This window comes from Proteus sp. TJ1640 (assembly GCF_003144445.1).
Classification (GTDB): Bacteria; Pseudomonadota; Gammaproteobacteria; order Enterobacterales; family Enterobacteriaceae; genus Proteus; species Proteus penneri.
Window position 1 is genome coordinate 222,629 of record NZ_PENY01000006.1, and the last position, 18,936, is coordinate 241,564.

Consider the following 18,936-nt stretch of genomic DNA (forward strand, 5'->3'; position numbering starts at 1 on the left):
AAAAGGCAAGAAAAGATGAATAACTATTTAATTTTAATAACACCTAAATGGCCACAACTGATTAAATTCCATCGTTAAACCCATCTGCACTTCAGATGAAAGTGAACCCTTGCTCACCACAAATTTAGGGTGTCGAATAACAATAGGAGTATTAATCGCATTATGTATTAATGATGATCGGTTTTGCTCTAATTCATCATAAAGCTTCTTCATTTCTGCTGATGACGTATTCTCACTTAATCGCCCAAGCGTAATATGAATAATATTTTTATGAAGAGTGTTATCAATAGGGAGCTGCTGATAAATCTGCTGCCTGAAGCGTGTTAATTCCTCAGAGATACCCGTTAATATCAAGCTACCATTGGATGTTAGGATAACGTTTTTAAATAAAATTTTGATACTTTTTATTTGATTAAAGATTTTTGCAATCTCATGACACCATGCCAGTAATACAGGTCGTTGCAGTTTAAACTGTTCATTTTTTTGATTAAAAATCGTTAATAACGTGGAATGAAATTCTTGTGGCTGAGCAAATTCAATAAATGGAAATTTAAGCTTAATCTGTTCACAATAAGCCATTAGCTTCTGGCTAAAGGGAATAAAGCTTTCTTCAATTTCAGGCTGACGAATCATTAATTGCCCCGCATTTAAGCTGACATCAATAATATCTTCATCATTAACTTGTCGTTGCCAAGCGTCACCTGTTGCCAATTTTTTGAGTGTTGCTTGTGTCAGGAATTCGTATGCCATCCGCACACCTTAATTAAGAATAAAATAATAACTCATACTTTGGTTTGAGTGACATTTAAAATCAAGCTTTAGAAAGAAGAATAAAAAAGTGGCTTTCTTCTGAAAGCCACAGTCACATCAAAGGGGGAGATGTTGAAAGATGGGTCTATCTACAAAGAACTCAATCAAAGTCAAATCGATTACAGAAAATTAGCCGCTTTAAACTTCGCGAGTGCATCAGCTTTTTGTTCTGCTGTCATTGGGCGTAACGGACGACGGGGATCACCCACATCAATGCCATGCAATTGCATTGCCACTTTTCCTGCTGCAACACCACCGTATTCGACTAATACACGAATAATCGCAATCACTTTATCCATGCAAGCAGTAACACCTTCATGATCACCAGTTTTAAATTTTTCAATAATTTCAAGATATAATGGCGCAGCATAATTATATGTACTGCCGACAGCGCTTAATGCACCACAAGCTAATCCTGCAGGAATAAATTCATCAACACCAAATGGAACATCGTACTTTCCGCCATCTACGCGTAAGCAACGCTGGAATTCATACATATCAGGAGAATTAAATTTCATACCAGATAAATTAGGTATTACTTTACCCGCTACTTGTAAGAATTTTTCCATATCAATACTTAAGCCTGACATGGTGGAGTGATAATAGTAAAAACCTTTAGATGGCGCGCTAGCAGCAGCCAAACGACAATACTCAACAAGATCATCAACATTGCCGGGTTTAAAGAAACAAGGGCCAATAACGGATGTTGCTTTAATATCTAAAGTTTCGGCATGGCGGGCAAGTTCTAGCGTATCAGCAATACTTAATGCACCGGTATGAATAATAAGATCAAGCTTGCCCTGACTTGCCTTAACCCAGCGTTCAGCCACTTTCTTACGTTCCTCAACAGAACAATGAATACCTTCGCCTGTTGTTCCTAATACGTAAGCACCTGTCACATCACTTGTAATCAGGTGTTTTGCTATCTCATCAATGACAGGATAATTAACGCTACCATCTGTTGCAAAAGGCGTATGAGGTGCGGCAATCAGTCCAGAGAGTTTGTTCATGATAACTTCCTTTGGAGGTTAATTTCTTTTATATTAATCTTATGGAGCTTAACTCTATATTAGGGAGCAATACTTCAGAACGCAATAACGAAATGAGCATTAAAGGAAGAGAAAAATGAAAGTGTGATCTTTAGCCAATTTTCACTAAAAACCACACAATAATGTAGAGATAAACTTATGCGGAATGAGTCTGTTTTAGTGCATTCAATGTTCGTAATTTTTGCTCTTTAACCATATCAGGTTGAGCTTGGACTAATAGTGTATAAAGAAGATCTAATACAAAGAGTTGTGCTGTTTTTGTACCAATAGAGTCACCTTGCAGTTTCCCTTGTCGGTTACCATTAATTAAATGGTGATCAGCATACTCCATAATTTGTGAGCCTAAATTATGCGTCAATGCAATCGTGCTGGCTCCTGCTTCTTTAGCCAATTTAAGTGCATGAACAGTCTCTGGAGAATTGCCTGAGTGGCTAATTCCAATCGCCACATCACCGGGTTTTAATAATGAAGCTTGCATATACATAAAGTGATTATTTGTCACAGCATCAACACGATAACCAATTCGCATCAGTTTATTTTTTAAATCTTCTGCGGTAATTCCTGAAGAGCCAACACCACAAATAAAAATATAGTTTGCAGATAATAAAGCATTTACAGCACCTTGAACTTGCTTCATATCGAGCAGATTCAATGTCTCTGATAGTACGTTATTAATCGTTGCTTGAAGTTTTAAACCAATAGTATGGATATCGTCTTGATGGGTTACTTCTGCATCAAGAATAGGTGACTCGTCATTATCAGAGGTCGCCATTTCAATCGCCAAATCCATTTTAAAATCTTGAAAACCTTTATAACCCAATGTACGACAAAAGCGCACAACAGTCGCTTCACCTGCTTTTGTCGCTTGTGAAAGTTGAGCAATAGAGAGCTGAGTGACTTCTGTAGGATGGAACAGGATATAGTCTGCAATACGCTGTGATACTCGCGTTAGACTATTTTTCATTGCGCCTAGCGTATCAAGTATTTTACCCGGCTTTAATCGGGTCGTTGCCTGTTCTGTCATGGAGATTATCCTTGGTTGCAGAAGATACACGGGAAAAAAATTCTGCCAACAAGAGTACCAATTCCAACAGGTTAAAAAAAGCCTTGCCCATACAATAATGTGATAATAAAAAACGCTTTATTCCTTAATATCTTCAGAATACAACTTACTGATACATCAGAAATAAAGCGCTTAATAAAGACCGTAATTGCTAGTCAGTTAATGTGGTGACATCTAGCTTAACAACCACTTTCTTCAGTACATTTACACTCTTTTCAGCCGAAATTCCCGGTTTATGTGGTTCATAAGGCATAAAAACAGCAAACATGTTTGGTGTAAGCGTTAAAGTTTGTTGACCTATTATTGTATCAGTGAGTTGATAATCATCAGTCTCATTATAAGGTGTCACATCTTGAGCTGAACCCTGTATACCAAAATCAATGATCTCTTCGCCACTAAGCAATATTTGAATATCAATATAACGCTGATGCAACTCAGCTCGCTTCTGTTCACGAGGCTGAGTTTCAAACGTCATCACATTCATAAACAGCGTTTCGTCATCAATTTTATAACTACCCGGAGCAAGTGAAGCGGGATCTAGTGCTAATGCTTTTTCCATCGCGTGACGTAACGCGGGATTCATTTCTGGCATTGTAGCCAAATCTGATATGTGTCCAAATATCATAGATTATTCCCTATTAGTTTCCTGATGTTTCGTTCTCATCTAATGAAATTTGTTTTGCTGATGCGAAAAGCGGTGCTGTAACTGTGCCTGCAATAACAACAGACATTGCACCAATCACTCCATAGAAGAAGAAATTGAGATCACTGCCATAACGCGCGGCTAATACTGCAATAATACTGACAATGATCCCAACAATGGCACTACCTGCATTCGCGCGTTTAACAAAAATACCCAGCATAAACAAACCCGTCATTGGGCCACCCATCAAACCAATCAGACTATTAAAGGCATCCCAAATTTCAGATTCATCAGATAAAACTAACCAGATTGCTGCCAAGCTACTGAAGACGCCAGCAACAATAATGACTAACCTTGCGACTTTCATTTTTTGTTCGGCACTGCGCTCAGATTTACTTAAACGAGTGTAAATATCAGAGTTAAAACAACTTGAAATACTGTTTAAGCTACTCGAAATACTGGATTGAGCCGCAGCAAAAATAGCGGCAATAATTAATCCTGCAATACCAACGGGCATTTCAGTCACAATAAACAGAGGCAAAATCCCTCCCGTATTAAAGCCTTCAGGTAAGAAATTAGGATTCTGTTTGTAATACACAAACAAGGCAGATCCAATAGCAAAGAAGAAGATAGGAATAATGGCAACTAATTTCGCATTCGTTATCAGTGTACGTTTTGTTTCTTCAATGGAATCTGTCACAATATAACGCTGCACCACATCCTGACTTGCAGTAAACTGTTGAATATTAGCGAATAAAAAACCGATCATCAAAACAGGGATGGTGCTATCAGTCCAACTCCAACGAAATTGAGTCGTAGGAAAAAATTTATCGGCTTGTGATGTTGCAGTGAAAATTTCACTAATTCCGCCATCAACTTTAAAGCAGATCATAATAAAAATAAGAACTGCACCACCTGAAAGTAATAACCCTTGAATAACGTCTGTCCAAATAACCCCTTCAATTCCGCCCATCCATGTATAAATAATACAAAGCAAGCTAATCAGTACAATTAAGACAACAGGATCGATACCCATAAAAGGACGTAAAGCAAGTACAGTTAAATAAGTAATAATGGCAATCCGACCAATATGGAATAACATAAATGAAAGGCTGGCAAATAAACGACTGCGTACATCAAAACGTGCTTCTAAATATTCATAAGCCGAAGTAATTTTTAATTTTCTAAAGAAAGGAATATAAAAATAAAAAACTAAAGGCAAAATAGCGATAGCCAAGTATTGCCCGATAATAAAAGTCCAATCAGAGGTATAGGCTTTTGCCGGGATCGACATAAAAGTAATGGAACTTAAAGTCGTCGCAAAGACAGAAACTCCTGCCGCCCAACCTGGAACGCGACCTCCTCCACGAAAATAATCATCCGCTGTTTTTTGGCGTTTAGAGAAATAAACACCCACGAGTAACATTGCTGCCAAATAACCAAACAGCACTGCATAGTTAATAAAACCAAAATCATGTAATTGCATTTTTTAGTCCTGCCATATGTAGGGTAAAAGGTAAGTTTTACGACAGTTTTTTTATTGCTCTCTAGCCCAAAGGACAGCGCCCCAGAGCCCGGCATCATGATGATAGTGAGCCGATAATATCGGCACTTGTAATGCAACTGGTTGCTTTATCTGGGCAGCTTGAACGAGTTCGATATATCCCTTAGCTAGCCCGACACTTCCCCCAAGAACAACACAATCAGCATCCGTTGTTGCTTTAATATCGGTCACCAAATTTGCAATGGTGTTTGCTGAACGTTCAATAATTGATTTTGCTTGTGAATTTCCCTGATGAAAGGCAGCAAAAATCGCTTTTGCATCTTTTCCAGCAAGTTCATCTGTCGCTTGCGACGCAATTGCACGGCCAGAAGCGATTGCTTCAACACAACCATAGCGACCACAACCACAAAGTGGACCATGAGGATCAGCAAGCGTGTGACCTAAATGGCCTGCAATACCTCTTTTTCCTGTAAAGAGTTGTCCTTGTTGAATTACGCCACCACCCACACCTGTGGATACAGTGATAAATGCCATATCAGAAATAGTTTCACGACGATGATCATATTCAGCCCATGTAGCTGCTTGAGCATCGTTGAGTAGCCAACAAGGCAATCCTGTGAGTGCAAAGAGTGTTTCTTTTAAAGGAAAATCTTTTAGCCCACCTAAATTATCAGGATTTAATGCGGTCAAAATGCCATTACAAATAATTCCTGTTGATGCAACAGCAACACTATCTGCATAGCTTTTTAGTGGTGTAGTAATAGCAACTAAGGCTTCATAAAGTTGCGTTGGTGATGCACTTGCCGGTGTGGCTATCTGAGTATGTTGTGTCAATTCGTTATCTCGACTAATTAGTGCTGCCGAGATTTTTGTTCCTCCAATATCAATGGCTAATGTATTCATTTATCTAACTCCTGCTGCCACTTTAATGCCTGAGTAAACCAATCACAGACATGCTCAAGACGCGTTAATGCAGAACCTACTGTGACAGCCCAAGCACCAGCTTGCATTCCTCTAGCGGCTATCATTGGTGTGTTATAACGCCCTTCAGCAATCACTCGACATCCTTTTTCAGCCAATGCGGTAACCAGCTGCAAATCAGGTAATTTCGGTATTTCGCCACCGGTATAACCCGACATCGTTGAACCAATAAATTCAGTGCCTAACTCTTGGCAATACATGCCTTCATCAAAAGTGGCACAATCTGCCATCGCTAATTTTCCTAGGCGATGAATATGGGCTAATAGCGTTTTCACTGGCACAGGACGTACACGATCAGTACCATCAAAAGCAATAATATCGGCACCCGCTTTAGCCAAGTCATCAACATCACTAAGCCACGGAGTGATCCTCACAGGGCTATCAGGTAAATCTCGCTTCACAATGCCAATAATCGGCACATCAATAAGAGGACGAGTTGCTCTTAAATTATCAATTCCCTCAATACGCACAGCAATTGCTCCTGCATTTACCGCTGCTTGAGCCATTGCAGCAACAATTTCTGGCTTATCCATTGGGCTATTATCAACAGGCTGGCAAGACACAATTAGTCCACCTTTTTGTTGAATATCTTTAGTCATCTTTTCAATTAGCGCCATTTTGAACTCACTGTTCTCTTTTTTGAAATGTAACTCCAAATTATAGTATTTTACGGAGTTTAATTTCTCAATCAAAAAAACAGTAAATTGTGAAGAAGATCAAACAATAACCAAAATCACACAACTCACTGATAAATAAATAGAATAAAAAACAGAATGATGTTTACACCACTCTGCTTTTTTATTCCGTTTTACTTAAATTAAAAATGGAATTGCAACCCAACTCGATAACGAGTCTGACGATCATCGCTGAGAGGGCTTACAGCCATATTGCCAACTTCAATATAAGGTGTGAAAGTACTGTTGATTTGATAAGAGAGAGCGACGTTATGCTCATAATTGCGTTTTTTATTATCATATTTTATAGCGTCGCTATACATTTGAGTATAATCATATTCCACTTTAAATTTGTTATATTTATAACCGATAAAACCATCAAGGCGATTTGTTTTTTCATCATCAACACCTTGTTTTGTTTTACGGGCATAATCAAAACGATAACGTCCTGCAATATATAAACCATTATCAAAGTTATATTGTGCTTTTAAATAGGGTTTATATATAGAAGTATCTGTTACAGTTTCAAAAATAAGACCAGGCTGCAATGTAATATGGTTATTTAGTTTATAGTTATAACTTAATCCCATTTCAATCGCATTATTAACAACATCACTAAATAGTTTATCTTTTTCACCATCCACACCACCCGATTTAACGCTAGCATCAATATAAAAACCAACGCCATTTGAAAAAGAGTGAATAAATGCAACTCTATCTTTATTAATTCGAGTAGAGTCTGCATATTCATGACGAAAGTCCAACGTAGTCGCATATAATTGAGATGATATTAATAAAGTACAGCATGACAATAAAAGTTTTTTCTTTTTATTTAGCATAATATTTATCCAAAAGGTGAGATCCCCTGAATTAACCAAGGAGATCTTTATAATTTATTTTAATTTATATGTAGGAAGAGATTATTCAATAATTAATTTTTTATCTTTCATCATTAAAGTAATAACTGAATTAACAGCTTCACCTTTATTTGTTTCACCTCCAATTAAATAAAGTGAATTATTATGTGAAATAGTAACGCCAGAACCAAGAGGAAGAGGTAATTCACCAATGACTTTCCATTGATTATTAATAAAACCATAAATTTCTTTATGCCATGTCTTTTCTAATCCTTGATGCGAAAAATAATGTTGCTGTGCATATTTTTCCTGTGCGCCCGGAAAATTAGCCCCACCAGCAACAAGTAACGTATGCATACTATAACCTGTAAACGCACCAGCTAAGCCATCTTGCCGTTGATTAGATATAGGGGCGGGTAGTTTCTGAGCAACAGAATTCCACTGTAACTGATTATTTTTTAATGTGGCAGTTTGTACTTCACTGGTACGTAATCCAGGTTTTATTTCACCATTGATTAAAGTGATTTTATTGCCATCATAAGCTAATGCAGAACCTGCTGTTCCATTAAATGGTATAACACCTAATAATCGCCATTGATTATTTTCAGCATTATATTCCATTACATTTCGATTAAAAAAATAGCCCTCTACTGGCTTATTAAAATAATCACTAATGACTTTTTTATTTTCAATTTCATTCGATTTAGTTCGATTTAAATCCACGAAATAACCGTCAAATATTTGTTGATTAACACCACCAAGAATAATGGCTTGATCATTATTAATGTTAATCCCTGTGTGCCCCACTAATCCATAAGGCGCTCGTGTATTGACTTTTTCCCATTTATTTTCTTTTGGTAAATAGCGATAAACATCCGTAAGCGCACTAATTGTTGCGCTATTTTCATTTTCTTTACCTGCTCCACCAAAAATATAAATATCGTTATTTAGCTCTAGTGCAATAGCTTGCTCTCTTTGTGTTCCAGGAAAGTCTGCCATTTTTTCCCATTGTTTTATCGAATTATTGAGATCAAGCTTGTACCATGATTTCCCCGCTGTACCTAAACCAGCATAAATAACATTTTCGCTGATTGTTCCAGCCCCACTTTTAAATGTTACGGGTAAATTAGGAAGTTTTTCTGCAAAACTAGCAGACGTGAATATTGTCGTCACTAGCATTACAGAAAGACAGGAGTAAGATATTTTCTTTATTCTGTTCATACGTATTAGCTCTTATTATTGTCATCATGTAGGGTATTTTTCTTGTATCTTAAATATCACTCCAATATATAATTATTTTCGGAGTTAAACTTCAAATCGATCTTTTCTGAATTGTGAAGGCGATCAAAATGTCTATTTTTTAATCTCATATTTTTACAGCTTTCTTTAAACTAAATTTAGGAATAAAAATCTGACAATGAAATGAAAAATAGTCACAACAAATTATTATTGAGATTTTATGCAGAATATAATTTTACTTCTTTTGCAGTAAAAAAATTTTATGACACAGGTAAAAATGGAGTTTTATTTCAAGTGCCTTTTTAATCGATTTAATGCTTATTTTTACCTTGTGTGTTAATTAAAAAACGAGTTATGTAACATGATGGAGTGGTGAGTTGATCACCTGAATATAAATAAGGTGTACCCATATCTTCAATATCAGTACAAGGCCATTGAATATGCGCTAAACCTGCCAATTTTTCATAAGTGACACCAAAAATAGCGGACATATTCCATAACTTATTACGACCTTCAACTATTGGCATCAGAAAAACATTTAGAAATAAAAATTAACACTGAATTCTAATAAAATTTCTTTCTTTAGTTTGAATTTATGATATAAATAATAAATACGCATTTTGAAAAACAATATTTCATATTGCATTGCGATCATATCCATTTCAATAAAGAGCAAAAAGATGAACATGAACACCGATAACCGACTTTTAGGCCTAAACCTACTACTACTTCGTTAGGTGGCCAAGCACGTTCATTTTTTTGCAAAAGCCACCAGTAAGGTGGCTTTTTTGTCTGTAGCCTTCTGGTGGAGCTGTTTTTAGGGGAGTTCTATGATGTATAGTTTCACCACAAGGATTAAAAGTTACAGTCACTTACCAACAACCTATTGTTTGGCAATCACCTCCATAACACACATGATTAAACAGGGGGAAAAATGAGCCAACAATGGACATCACGAATCGGCCATATCTTAGCAGCCGCAGGCTCTGCAATCGGTATTGGCGCAATCTGGAAGTTTTCTTATGTTGCCGCCAGTAATGGGGGAGGCGCATTCTTAATCGTCTTCTTATTATTCAGTTTTATTATCGGGCTTGCGGTATTACTGGCTGAGAATATCTTAGGTAGCAGCACTCACGCTGAAGCCGTTAATGCCTTTAAGAAAATGATGGGACGCAATTGGGTCATCATTGGCGTTATTGGTGTATTCAGTTCATGGTGTATTTATAGCTTCTATAGTGTTGTCGGTGGTTGGACAATTGGCTATACCGTTATGGCGGCAACAGGTCAGTTGAATATTACAGATAGCGCTGAATTAACTGGTATTTTTACCCACTTTATTAGTGATCCTTTATGGCCTATTTTGGCTCACCTTGCCTTTGCTGGATTAACCTGTTTTGTGGTTTTAGCCGGTGTACAACGTGGATTAGAAAAAGCCGTCAAAATCATGATGCCAATGTTATTTATCATTATGATTTTATTGATAATCGTTGGTATGAGCTTACCCGGTTCATCTGAAGGCTTAAAATTATTTTTATACCCTGATTTTAGCAAGTTAACCCCTCAAGGCGTGTTAGATGCGTTAGGGCTAGCCTTCTTTTCACTGTCTATCGGTTTAGGTATTCACATCACTTATAGTGCTTATTTAGCGGATAACAAAGGTATCGCTAATTCCAGCATGTGGGTGGTTATTTTGTCCTGTATGGTGTGCGTACTTGCTGGATTAATGATTTTCCCTGCTTTATCTGCCGCAGGTTTAGAGCCTAATGCTGGCCCTGGCTTAACCTTTATGACGATGCCGGTTTATTTTGCTCACTTACCCGGTGGCAATATATTAGCTGTGACGTTCTTTGTCCTGTTATTAATGGCGGCATTAACCTCTGCAATTTCATTACTTGAGCATATCGTCGCTTATGTGCAGATGCGTTTTCAGTGGACTCGTCGTCGTGCAGGGTTAGTGGTTACCGCCTCTATTATGTTGATGGGTATTCCAGTTTCATTATCTTTCGGACCGATGAGTGATGTGACACTGGGGGGAAAAACAGTCTTTGATTTGTTGGATTACCTGACTTCTAATATTTTGATGCCACTGTTTGGTATTGCAATGTGTTTAATCTTTGGTTGGTCACGTAGAGCGAATGCATTTATTCCTGAAAATATCACGGGATTAAAACGTCAAAGCTTATTATTGGTGTGGCGTTATATTGGTCCAATCTGTATCGGTATTATTTTAGTTCATGGTTTAATTGGCTAACTATCAACGAAAAAGAGCTACTCAAATAAGTAGCTCTTGACTTAACTGATAATGATTTTTTATGGATATTTGATAGTTTTTACTATTTATTTATAACTTTGTTTAATTTCTTGAGAAATCGCTAACCCTCGTTTTGCTTCTTTTTCAGCAAGCTCAACAGATAAACCGATATAAGAGCGAGGATCTAGCATTGCTTTAATTTCATCCGCATTAAAGGTAGCGCTAATGATCTCATTCTTCATTAGGTTAGTGTAAAAATCCTCACCATCTGCTGCTGTTTTAATGGCTTCTTCATATAACAGTGAATGCGCTTTATCTTTACCTAATTTTTCTGCCATTTTCATCATAACGTATTCGGTATTATCTAAACCCTTATTTCTCATTACGTTATGTAGCATTCTCTCTTCATGAGGAACAATGGTTCTTGAAAGCTCTTCCGTTCTTAACAAAACTTCTGTTGTTAATTCTAATGCTTCTTCAATTAAGCCATCGAATAACATATAAGAACTGCTGTCACCTTCATAAGGTCTTACCGCAGAGTACATTCCCACATTTGGTAACGAGTACAATTTCTGAGAGTTAGCAATAATACCTTTCGCTAATTTTGGATTAATTTTATGAGGCATCGTGCTACTACCCACTGTGCCTTTGGTAAATCCTTCAGAAACCTCAGCAATTTCTTCTAATGTAGTGCTATAAACTTCTTCACCAATTTTATGGCAGATATTTGCCATCAGTGCCAAGTTCATCATGTACTCTAATTTATGCGTACTTAGGTTACGTGATGGCACTTCCATTGCTTGCATACCCACCAATTCAGCAACGCGTTTTTGTACTTTCATTCCCACTTCAGGCATTGAGTTAAAAGCACCTACAGCGCCACCCATCATAATGGTGAATACACGCTTCTCACACTCTTTCATGCGCTGATAGCAATCAATAAAATCGCTGATCCACACTGACACTTTATACCCGTAAGTGATAGGAATAGCATGACGACCGTGCGTTCTACCCGCCATTACCATATGTTTTGTTTTTTCAGCGAGGTTTGATAAGTTTTCAATAATTTCGCTTAACAACAACATAAATTTGTTATGTACGGTTTTCATCATATACAGCTGTGAGCTTTGCTGTATATTTTGTGTGGTAATGCCGTAGTGCACATATTTACCACTCTCTTCAGAGCATGCATTCACTAGTACTTTTAAGAAAGGCACAAAGCCATGACCGATTTTTTGATAAATACGGTTCATCTCTTCAAAATCAATATTCTCTATAATCGCCTTTTCTTTAATTTCATCTGCGGCAGACTGTGGAATAAAACCATATTCAGCTTGTGCTTGCGCTAACATTGCTTCAAACATCAACCAAGTTGAATATTTAGCTTCATTGGACAGCAGCTTTTTTATACCGCGATCGTCGATTGTTTTACTTTTAGAATCGTATAACGCTCTCATCATGTATCCTTTTATTTCTTCATTGCTTCATCAACAGCATTGCGAACAAATTCGACTTTAGGGCCATAAACGACATGGACATGGTTTGCTGCCGGAAAGAAGAATGCTGTACATCCAGACTCCAACATTAATTCTTTATCTATTTGATTAACTTCATTAATATCAATACGTAGCCGTGTAATACAGTTATCAACATTACGAATATTTTGTTTGCCACCTAACGCCTGAATAAGAATGTCTGCAATTTCGCCATAACGTTTTTCTTTGATTAGCGTATTTTTCATATTGCTTGATTCTTCTCTACCTGGCGTTTTGATATCGAATTTGACGATAGCCCAGTAGAAAATGAAGTAAGTCACAACCGCAAGTGCGCTACCAATCAACACTAAGAAGATCCAGTTAGTGTGTTCGTACAGCAAACCAAAGATAGTGAAATCAAAGACGGTGCCTCGGATATAACCAATTGCAACACCAGCAAAAGAGAGCAGAACTGCGCCAATACCTACGATAATCGCGTAAATTAAATAAAGTAACGGTGCGATAAAGACGAAGGTAAATTCAAGCGGTTCGGTAACGTTACCTAACATGGCAGTTAAGACCATCGTCACCAACATCGATTTAACTTCAGCGCGGTTCTCTTTTTTCGAGGTTTTATAAATTGCTAATGCAATCGCAGGGAATAAGAACAACGTAACCAACATTTGTTGCTGAGCCATAAAACGCGTCAAGCTTGGCATCATTGCCCAATATTCACTACTTGGCCCTTGGTTAAATAACACTTCTGTCATTGCTGGAACAACGCCCACATAGGTTTGGCCGTCAATCACATAAGAACCACCAGCTTCAGTAAATCTAAACAGAACGTTCCAGACATGGTGTAAACCAAATGGAATAAATAGACGCTCACCACCTGCGGTAAAGAAAGGTCCGACAGGACTTAAGAAGACAGCCGAGAGCTTAGTTAAGCCCATGACTAATACTTCCCAAATAAATGGCAGTAATGCACCAACGCCAATCATTAATCCGACCATAATGATGGCGACAGATTTTTTTCCTGAGAAGAAGGCAAATGCGGTCGGTAATTCAAGGTTATAGAATTTATCGGTAGCCCATGCAGCGATTAATCCGGTGATAATCCCCCCTGCGGCACTGATATTCATAGTTTGTATACCGAGCACCTTGATTTGCCCCACCTGTGTCATAATCGCAGGATCAGCAAGTTTTCCAGTCAATACCAACCAGATATTGATTGTACTTATCAAGGTTAAATAGCCCACCACAGAGGCAAAGACCGCTATCCCCTTATCTTTGTGGCTCATACCATACGCCACACCCATTGCAAATAAGAGTGGGATATTGTCAAACACAACACCCGCAATAGAACGGATACTCACTAATAAAGCATTGACTGTTTCATTTCCTAAAAAAGGAAAGCGTGCAATCATATAAGACTGAACTAAAGCACCACTGATCCCCAAGATCATACCGATAGGTGCCAATACACCGATTGGTAGAAGTAGGGTTCTACCAAAGCGTTGAATAGATTCGCTGAACTTTTTCCTGGCCATATTTGTTTCCTTATGACTTCTCGAATATAAAAGAATTACCGAGGTACTCTAACTTAGGGATTATAGGAAATGAATGACGTGGCGGTTTTAAATATTATCTCAGGTCACAACTTATGACTTAGGTCTTTTTTTTAATTATCGACTTAATCAATAACAGTGAATAAATAATTTTACTCTATTAAACAATATTTATTTTAGAACTTAGAAGTAAGATTGAAAAGAAAGGCTATTTTAGAATAAATGATAATTATTCTAACGGAATAGATTAATACTATTCACGCTTTAATAATTAAAAGAGGAGCTAATAAATCAGATAGATGATGTTATCTTTTTTTAAAGTAGATTTTCCAGCTCGTTAATCAATAAATCTACCAGCATAAAAAAACCAATACGTGATTTGGTATCGTCTTTTTTTGTATCATGATTATCTGCAAAACAAAATAGCGCATGTGTTGCGTAACTGGTTAATTCATTAGTATTAAATGCTGTCATGCTAATGATATTGGCATCTTTTAACTGAACGATTTTTGCTGTCTCGATGATTTTCTTGGTGCCACCAGAAAGAGAGATGAAAATAACGGTGTCGTCTTCATTAACAAGACGCGTAAACGAATCAGATAAATTGTAATCATTAATAAAAAAGCAATGTAGACCTAATGCAAACAATAGGTGTTCAAGGTAATACCCTACGGCTTTACTGGTGCCTCTTGCAACAATAAAAATATTCCTAGAATGGCGTAAAGTTTTTGCACACTCCTGAATTTGTGCTTCATTAATTAAGGTAAATGTTTTATTAATGTTTTTTTCTAACTGTTTTTTATAAGATGCCGCACTCGTCTTTTCAACCTTATTTCTGGTCAAAATATAATTATTAATTTGGAATTTAAGCTCTTTAAATCCACTAAACCCTAATTTTTGCGATAAATTAATGATCACCGTTTTTGATACAAAGGTTTTGGCAACTAAATCATTAATATTTAAATACGGAATATCCGCAATATTATCGGTGAGATATTTTAATACTTTTTTTTCGCTGATCGTTAAATTGTCATAATTTTTTAAAAAATCCAGCATATCTCACCCAATAAATTAATCTAACGCATTCTATGAAAACAGCAAACATCAAAAAAGCAGCTCTGTTCTTTCTGCGAGTTTATGTGAAATAAAGTACATTACGAGTATACGTCAAATCATACAGTTATGTAGGCTCAGAGTGATATTTTGTGAATTAGGATAATATTGAGCCCACGTTTTAATGAGCCCAATACGTGTTATTCATTACCCCAGCGATTTAGAAATTCAGCGATATCATCAATGCGTTTTTTATCAATACCCGCTTCTTTTGCCATCTCTTGTTGCGCCGATTCACTAATTTCTTCGTTATTTGTGAGTCGAGTGAGTAACAACTGAAAATAAAGTGCCAGCGCATCTTCTTCAGTTTGAGCGACAGGCTTTGCGGATTCCATCGCATACTCTTCTACCATGTCATAATATTTAAAATGAATGTCATTGTTCATAAGTTATTCCCAAGAATTAACGTTTATACTCGCCATATTCAAATGAGTAAGAGTATATCTCTACATTCGCCTGATAACCTAAAATTCGCTATCATCCACTTTCTTCTTTTTTGCGGATAAGCTGATGTCTACGATTATCGATACTTTTATCGCCCCACCTTGCCATGATGAAATCGAGATCCTTTATCAAGACGAGCACTTAGTTATTATTAACAAACCAACCGGACTATTGAGCTTATCGGGAAAAAATCCACAAAATATCGATTCGGTGCATTATCGATTAGTGAAGCTATTTCCAGGATGTACGCTTGTTCATCGGCTTGATTTTGGCACATCTGGATTGATGATTGTGGCACGCAATAAAGCAATCAATGCGCTTTTATGTCAGCAATTTAGCCAGCGCAATATAACCAAAATATACAACGCACTACTATGTGGTCATTTGAAAAAGAATGAAGGGGTGATTGATGCACCAATTGCAAAAGATCCCGCTCTATTCCCACGCATGTCGATTTGCCCTATTAATGGTAAACCTGCACGCTCTGGTTATCACGTTATTGAGCGTTTTTATCATACGTTAGAAGATGGAACATTATTGCCTTTAACACGCGTACAATTTACCCCTGAAACAGGGAGAACGCATCAACTTCGTATTCACAGCCAGTTTATAGGGCATTCTATTCTAGGTTGTGATTTATATGGTGGGTGCGACGGAGGTTTAATTGCAAAAAGGGAAGGAACTGAACGGACTCCGCGACTTATGCTTCATGCAAGTGAACTTCATTTTGTTCATCCTATTAGCCAAACACCAATAAAAGCGCGTTGCGAAAGCCCGTTTTAAATGTCGATATTTACAGTTTGAGCGCTTTTACTGTTTCATCGATATCGAGTTCATCTTCAGTAAAAACTATCTCTGTTCCATGCATTGTCATGATCGCCAGTTTTCTCAAAGTACGCATATTATTAGCACCATCCGCTGATTTTGGTCTGATACTATTCATTAAAGTCCCGACAGAAAGTACCGTGTTTTCTTTATTGATATGCGTATCTGCGGATACTTCCTCACTATAAATTCGAAATGATTTAATAGATGTTAGCTTAATTCGCTCACCTGCAATATAAACGTATTTGCTATCTGGGATCACTTTAACCGCATACGCAGACAGCCCTTTGGTATTGGTGGTCGGCTCAAAAGTGACATTTGCATCTGTCTTTATCAAAGCAGGGTTGGCAACTTTAATCACATGAAAATAACGGTTATCCCCGTTTTCATCTTTAATAAATCCAAAACCTTTATCTTCAAACCACTTTGTGATTATTCCGTTCATTGCCATTATTATCGCCTACTTAATCGTTTATCTACAAAAATTTGCTGATGCAGTATAAAGCACAATGCTTATACAGACTATGCCTGTGAGCGAATATGCTACGTTGCTTACTACCACATCAAATCATCTGGAATTTTAAAATCAGCATAAGGATCGTCTTCATCTTGTTCTGTCTCGCTAAGCGCGTTATTTAACAAGATACAGTCCACATCTCTTTGTGTAATTTTATCCGCAACACTGGCTGGAATAATCGCGTATTCCGTTTTATCTGCACTATCCAGACGAGCAATAGCAAGACGCCCACTAATTAATTGGGATTGCGTCAGTTTATCCACTATGATGTTTTTAATCACATTATTGTCAGTGAAATTAAAATCAATATCACCTTTTGCTGGTGTAATTCTATTCATCTCAATAAGTTGCTTAACTTGCGCTTTATATTCTTTAGATAAAGTTGCTTGTTTTTGTTGTTCACTAAGCAGTCTATCGCGCTCAAGTTGGGCTTTTTTATTTTCTTCTACGGCTTCTCTTGCTTCTCGCGCTTGAACGCGTGATTTTTTTGCCGTTCTTTGGACTTTTGCCATTTTTTTACTGGTCACAAGCCCTGCTTTTAACATTTGCTCTTGTAAGGTAAGTTTTGCCATTTTTATGCCTAAATCTGCTCAATCATTTTTGAAATTATACCTGTAATTTCCAAGAGTGCATCAGATTGTAAGATTGGTCGTTTATTAGAAGAATAGGCCTAGTGCGATTTGAACCTACCTATGTATTTAGAGTATATTGGAAAACTATCGCCAAACCTTCTCTTATAACAGGTAATACTAACAATGGCTCTGATCCCCAAAAACTATGCACGGTTAGAAAGTGGTTACCGTGAAAAAGCACTGAAAATCTATCCGTGGGTATGTGGACGTTGTGCTCGTGAGTTTGTCTACTCGAACTTACGTGAACTAACCGTTCATCATATTGATCACGACCATACCAATAACCCAGAAGATGGTAGTAACTGGGAGTTATTGTGTCTGTTTTGCCATGATCACGAACATTCAAAATACACAGAAGCAGACCAATACGGCACAACTGTTGTCGCAGGTGAAGATGCACAAGATGATATCGGTGCAGCAACCTATAATCCTTTTGCTGATTTAAAATCTATGCTAAATAAGAAAAAATAAGGGTGTCTGTAACTAGATAATAAAGGCGTGAAAAATAGTGAGATCACAGGAGTTGCATATACATATAAACAATATGATTTATAACGATATTATAAATATATAAATAATTAACTCCAAAATACATCCCCATCAATACCATTCACCAAACGGGTGCAAGCTCGTTTACCTTTTGCATTTCTGCCTGATAGCCCACCGTTAATTAAGTTTTCTTGTAAAAAACGCTGATATGTCGTCCACAAATCATCTTTCTTATTCTCCCAATGTCGAGGCTGTAATACTTGTTCCTCGGTGATCGGTTGATGTTCCTCACCAGTTAAAGTGGCATGTGCCAATGCTTGCTGTGCTGGTTGATGGTAACAATAGTGACTGCATCTGTTCACGCTTTTCAGCCACCGAATCAAAGGGTTCCAATACCTCATAGGCTACTTCAATTACTTTACCGACAATATCGTCTTTATGCGACATACGCACTTCGCCGAAGGTATCACCGCACACTAGCCCATTTTGACACACCAGTGATTTGGTCATGGCGCCTAAGGCGTAGCATGTGTTTGGTGTGCATCTTTCGACTGCTGTCTCTCACGCGTGTTTGACAAGCAAAGAACGGATAAAAGCCTTCTTTTTGAAGGCTATCGAGTAATGTAATGGTAGGGATATAGGTATAACGGTCACTTCTCGACTCATGTTTTTCTTCAGAGAAAACACTGGGTACGGTACAAAATAATTCTTCAATCGTTAATGGGCGGTCACGACGAATACTGTTGGCACGCCCGAAGCGTGAGGCTAATCGACTCATCATCAATTCCTTAAATAATTTATT

General features: G+C 37.4%; 19 protein-coding genes and 1 pseudogene. 3 read left to right on the forward strand and 17 right to left on the reverse strand.

Going from position 1 to position 18,936, the window contains the following annotated elements; translation table 11 throughout:
* Positions 1 to 33 precede the first annotated feature (33 nt).
* The 10 genes from DK861_RS02570 to DK861_RS02615 all read right to left on the reverse strand — a co-directional run bounded on the left by DK861_RS02570 (position 34) and on the right by DK861_RS02615 (position 9,347).
* Entirely contained in the window at positions 34 to 750 is a 717-nt protein-coding gene (locus tag DK861_RS02570; protein ID WP_109399170.1) for a hypothetical protein, read from the reverse strand.
* Between the two features lie 179 nt (positions 751 to 929).
* The gene (locus DK861_RS02575) at positions 930 to 1,820 is read right to left on the reverse strand and encodes a dihydrodipicolinate synthase family protein (RefSeq protein WP_109399171.1); all 891 of its coding nucleotides are present in this window, start codon (positions 1,818 to 1,820) and stop codon (positions 930 to 932) included.
* A 175-nt stretch (positions 1,821 to 1,995) separates the two neighbouring features.
* The gene (locus tag DK861_RS02580) at positions 1,996 to 2,883 is read right to left on the reverse strand and encodes a MurR/RpiR family transcriptional regulator (protein ID WP_006534458.1); all 888 of its coding nucleotides are present in this window, start codon (positions 2,881 to 2,883) and stop codon (positions 1,996 to 1,998) included.
* A 190-nt stretch (positions 2,884 to 3,073) separates the two neighbouring features.
* The gene (nanQ, locus tag DK861_RS02585; protein ID WP_109399172.1) at positions 3,074 to 3,547 is read right to left on the reverse strand and encodes an N-acetylneuraminate anomerase; all 474 of its coding nucleotides are present in this window, start codon (positions 3,545 to 3,547) and stop codon (positions 3,074 to 3,076) included.
* Between the two features lie 13 nt (positions 3,548 to 3,560).
* A complete protein-coding gene (locus DK861_RS02590) occupies positions 3,561 to 5,051 on the reverse strand; it encodes a sodium:solute symporter (protein WP_006534456.1) in 1,491 nt (496 codons plus the stop codon).
* Positions 5,052 to 5,102: 51 nt separating this feature from the next.
* Positions 5,103 to 5,972, reverse strand: coding sequence for an N-acetylmannosamine kinase (locus tag DK861_RS02595; protein ID WP_109399173.1), 870 nt, complete (start codon positions 5,970 to 5,972; stop codon positions 5,103 to 5,105).
* The gene (locus DK861_RS02600) at positions 5,969 to 6,667 is read right to left on the reverse strand and encodes an N-acetylmannosamine-6-phosphate 2-epimerase (RefSeq protein WP_072064997.1); all 699 of its coding nucleotides are present in this window, start codon (positions 6,665 to 6,667) and stop codon (positions 5,969 to 5,971) included. Before DK861_RS02600 ends, DK861_RS02595 begins: the two co-directional genes overlap by 4 nt.
* A gap of 200 nt (positions 6,668 to 6,867) precedes the next feature.
* On the reverse strand, positions 6,868 to 7,563 hold the full coding sequence (locus DK861_RS02605; RefSeq protein ID WP_006534451.1) for an oligogalacturonate-specific porin KdgM family protein: 696 nt from the start codon (positions 7,561 to 7,563) through the stop codon (positions 6,868 to 6,870).
* An 81-nt stretch (positions 7,564 to 7,644) separates the two neighbouring features.
* A complete protein-coding gene (locus DK861_RS02610; protein WP_109399174.1) occupies positions 7,645 to 8,802 on the reverse strand; it encodes an N-acetylneuraminate epimerase in 1,158 nt (385 codons plus the stop codon).
* Positions 8,803 to 9,131: 329 nt separating this feature from the next.
* On the reverse strand, positions 9,132 to 9,347 hold the full coding sequence (locus DK861_RS02615) for a hypothetical protein (protein ID WP_006534448.1): 216 nt from the start codon (positions 9,345 to 9,347) through the stop codon (positions 9,132 to 9,134).
* A gap of 407 nt (positions 9,348 to 9,754) precedes the next feature.
* On the opposite strand from DK861_RS02615, the gene DK861_RS02620 reads away from it, so the two are divergent.
* Positions 9,755 to 11,071, forward strand: coding sequence for a sodium-dependent transporter (locus tag DK861_RS02620; RefSeq protein ID WP_109399175.1), 1,317 nt, complete (start codon positions 9,755 to 9,757; stop codon positions 11,069 to 11,071).
* 86 nt (positions 11,072 to 11,157) lie between these two features.
* Here the strand turns inward: DK861_RS02620 and DK861_RS02625 are convergent, their stop codons facing one another.
* The 4 genes from DK861_RS02625 to DK861_RS02640 form a co-directional block, all read right to left on the reverse strand.
* On the reverse strand, positions 11,158 to 12,528 hold the full coding sequence (locus tag DK861_RS02625; protein ID WP_109399176.1) for an adenylosuccinate lyase family protein: 1,371 nt from the start codon (positions 12,526 to 12,528) through the stop codon (positions 11,158 to 11,160).
* Between the two features lie 11 nt (positions 12,529 to 12,539).
* Entirely contained in the window at positions 12,540 to 14,096 is a 1,557-nt protein-coding gene (locus DK861_RS02630) for a PTS transporter subunit EIIC (RefSeq protein WP_006534444.1), read from the reverse strand.
* A gap of 333 nt (positions 14,097 to 14,429) precedes the next feature.
* A complete protein-coding gene (locus DK861_RS02635; protein WP_072065002.1) occupies positions 14,430 to 15,170 on the reverse strand; it encodes a MurR/RpiR family transcriptional regulator in 741 nt (246 codons plus the stop codon).
* Between the two features lie 197 nt (positions 15,171 to 15,367).
* The gene (locus DK861_RS02640; protein WP_109399177.1) at positions 15,368 to 15,613 is read right to left on the reverse strand and encodes a DUF2543 family protein; all 246 of its coding nucleotides are present in this window, start codon (positions 15,611 to 15,613) and stop codon (positions 15,368 to 15,370) included.
* Positions 15,614 to 15,737: 124 nt separating this feature from the next.
* Here DK861_RS02640 and DK861_RS02645 point away from each other — a divergent pair, with 124 nt between their 5' ends.
* On the forward strand, positions 15,738 to 16,454 hold the full coding sequence (locus tag DK861_RS02645) for an RluA family pseudouridine synthase (RefSeq protein WP_109399178.1): 717 nt from the start codon (positions 15,738 to 15,740) through the stop codon (positions 16,452 to 16,454).
* Between the two features lie 10 nt (positions 16,455 to 16,464).
* On the opposite strand, the gene DK861_RS02650 is transcribed toward DK861_RS02645, so the two are convergent.
* Both DK861_RS02650 and DK861_RS02655 read right to left on the reverse strand, forming a co-directional pair.
* A complete protein-coding gene (locus DK861_RS02650; RefSeq protein WP_162556753.1) occupies positions 16,465 to 16,941 on the reverse strand; it encodes a cold shock domain-containing protein in 477 nt (158 codons plus the stop codon).
* Between the two features lie 110 nt (positions 16,942 to 17,051).
* Positions 17,052 to 17,585 carry a DUF2058 domain-containing protein gene (locus tag DK861_RS02655; protein WP_109399180.1) on the reverse strand — a complete coding sequence of 178 codons (534 nt, stop codon included), beginning with the start codon at positions 17,583 to 17,585 and terminating at the stop codon, positions 17,052 to 17,054.
* 183 nt (positions 17,586 to 17,768) lie between these two features.
* On the opposite strand from DK861_RS02655, the gene yajD reads away from it, so the two are divergent.
* A complete protein-coding gene (yajD, locus tag DK861_RS02660) occupies positions 17,769 to 18,116 on the forward strand; it encodes an HNH nuclease YajD (protein ID WP_109399181.1) in 348 nt (115 codons plus the stop codon).
* 107 nt (positions 18,117 to 18,223) lie between these two features.
* On the opposite strand, the pseudogene DK861_RS02665 reads toward yajD, so the two are convergent.
* Positions 18,224 to 18,912 (reverse strand): annotated as a pseudogene (locus tag DK861_RS02665) (DUF932 domain-containing protein).
* Positions 18,913 to 18,936: the final 24 nt, after the last annotated feature.

Bases quoted from the DNA above. Each gene is read 5' to 3' on its own strand.
- DK861_RS02570 (WP_109399170.1), bottom strand. From the start codon at position 750: ATGGCATACGAATTCCTGACACAAGCAACACTCAAAAAATTGGCAACA.
- DK861_RS02575 (WP_109399171.1), bottom strand. From the start codon at position 1,820: ATGAACAAACTCTCTGGACTGATTGCCGCACCTCATACGCCTTTTGCA.
- DK861_RS02580 (WP_006534458.1), bottom strand. From the start codon at position 2,883: ATGACAGAACAGGCAACGACCCGATTAAAGCCGGGTAAAATACTTGAT.
- nanQ (WP_109399172.1), bottom strand. From the start codon at position 3,547: ATGATATTTGGACACATATCAGATTTGGCTACAATGCCAGAAATGAAT.
- DK861_RS02590 (WP_006534456.1), bottom strand. From the start codon at position 5,051: ATGCAATTACATGATTTTGGTTTTATTAACTATGCAGTGCTGTTTGGT.
- DK861_RS02595 (WP_109399173.1), bottom strand. From the start codon at position 5,972: ATGAATACATTAGCCATTGATATTGGAGGAACAAAAATCTCGGCAGCA.
- DK861_RS02600 (WP_072064997.1), bottom strand. From the start codon at position 6,667: ATGGCGCTAATTGAAAAGATGACTAAAGATATTCAACAAAAAGGTGGA.
- DK861_RS02605 (WP_006534451.1), bottom strand. From the start codon at position 7,563: ATGCTAAATAAAAAGAAAAAACTTTTATTGTCATGCTGTACTTTATTA.
- DK861_RS02610 (WP_109399174.1), bottom strand. From the start codon at position 8,802: ATGAACAGAATAAAGAAAATATCTTACTCCTGTCTTTCTGTAATGCTA.
- DK861_RS02615 (WP_006534448.1), bottom strand. From the start codon at position 9,347: ATGCCAATAGTTGAAGGTCGTAATAAGTTATGGAATATGTCCGCTATT.
- DK861_RS02620 (WP_109399175.1), top strand. From the start codon at position 9,755: ATGAGCCAACAATGGACATCACGAATCGGCCATATCTTAGCAGCCGCA.
- DK861_RS02625 (WP_109399176.1), bottom strand. From the start codon at position 12,528: ATGAGAGCGTTATACGATTCTAAAAGTAAAACAATCGACGATCGCGGT.
- DK861_RS02630 (WP_006534444.1), bottom strand. From the start codon at position 14,096: ATGGCCAGGAAAAAGTTCAGCGAATCTATTCAACGCTTTGGTAGAACC.
- DK861_RS02635 (WP_072065002.1), bottom strand. From the start codon at position 15,170: ATGCTGGATTTTTTAAAAAATTATGACAATTTAACGATCAGCGAAAAA.
- DK861_RS02640 (WP_109399177.1), bottom strand. From the start codon at position 15,613: ATGAACAATGACATTCATTTTAAATATTATGACATGGTAGAAGAGTAT.
- DK861_RS02645 (WP_109399178.1), top strand. From the start codon at position 15,738: ATGTCTACGATTATCGATACTTTTATCGCCCCACCTTGCCATGATGAA.
- DK861_RS02650 (WP_162556753.1), bottom strand. From the start codon at position 16,941: ATGAACGGAATAATCACAAAGTGGTTTGAAGATAAAGGTTTTGGATTT.
- DK861_RS02655 (WP_109399180.1), bottom strand. From the start codon at position 17,585: ATGGCAAAACTTACCTTACAAGAGCAAATGTTAAAAGCAGGGCTTGTG.
- yajD (WP_109399181.1), top strand. From the start codon at position 17,769: ATGGCTCTGATCCCCAAAAACTATGCACGGTTAGAAAGTGGTTACCGT.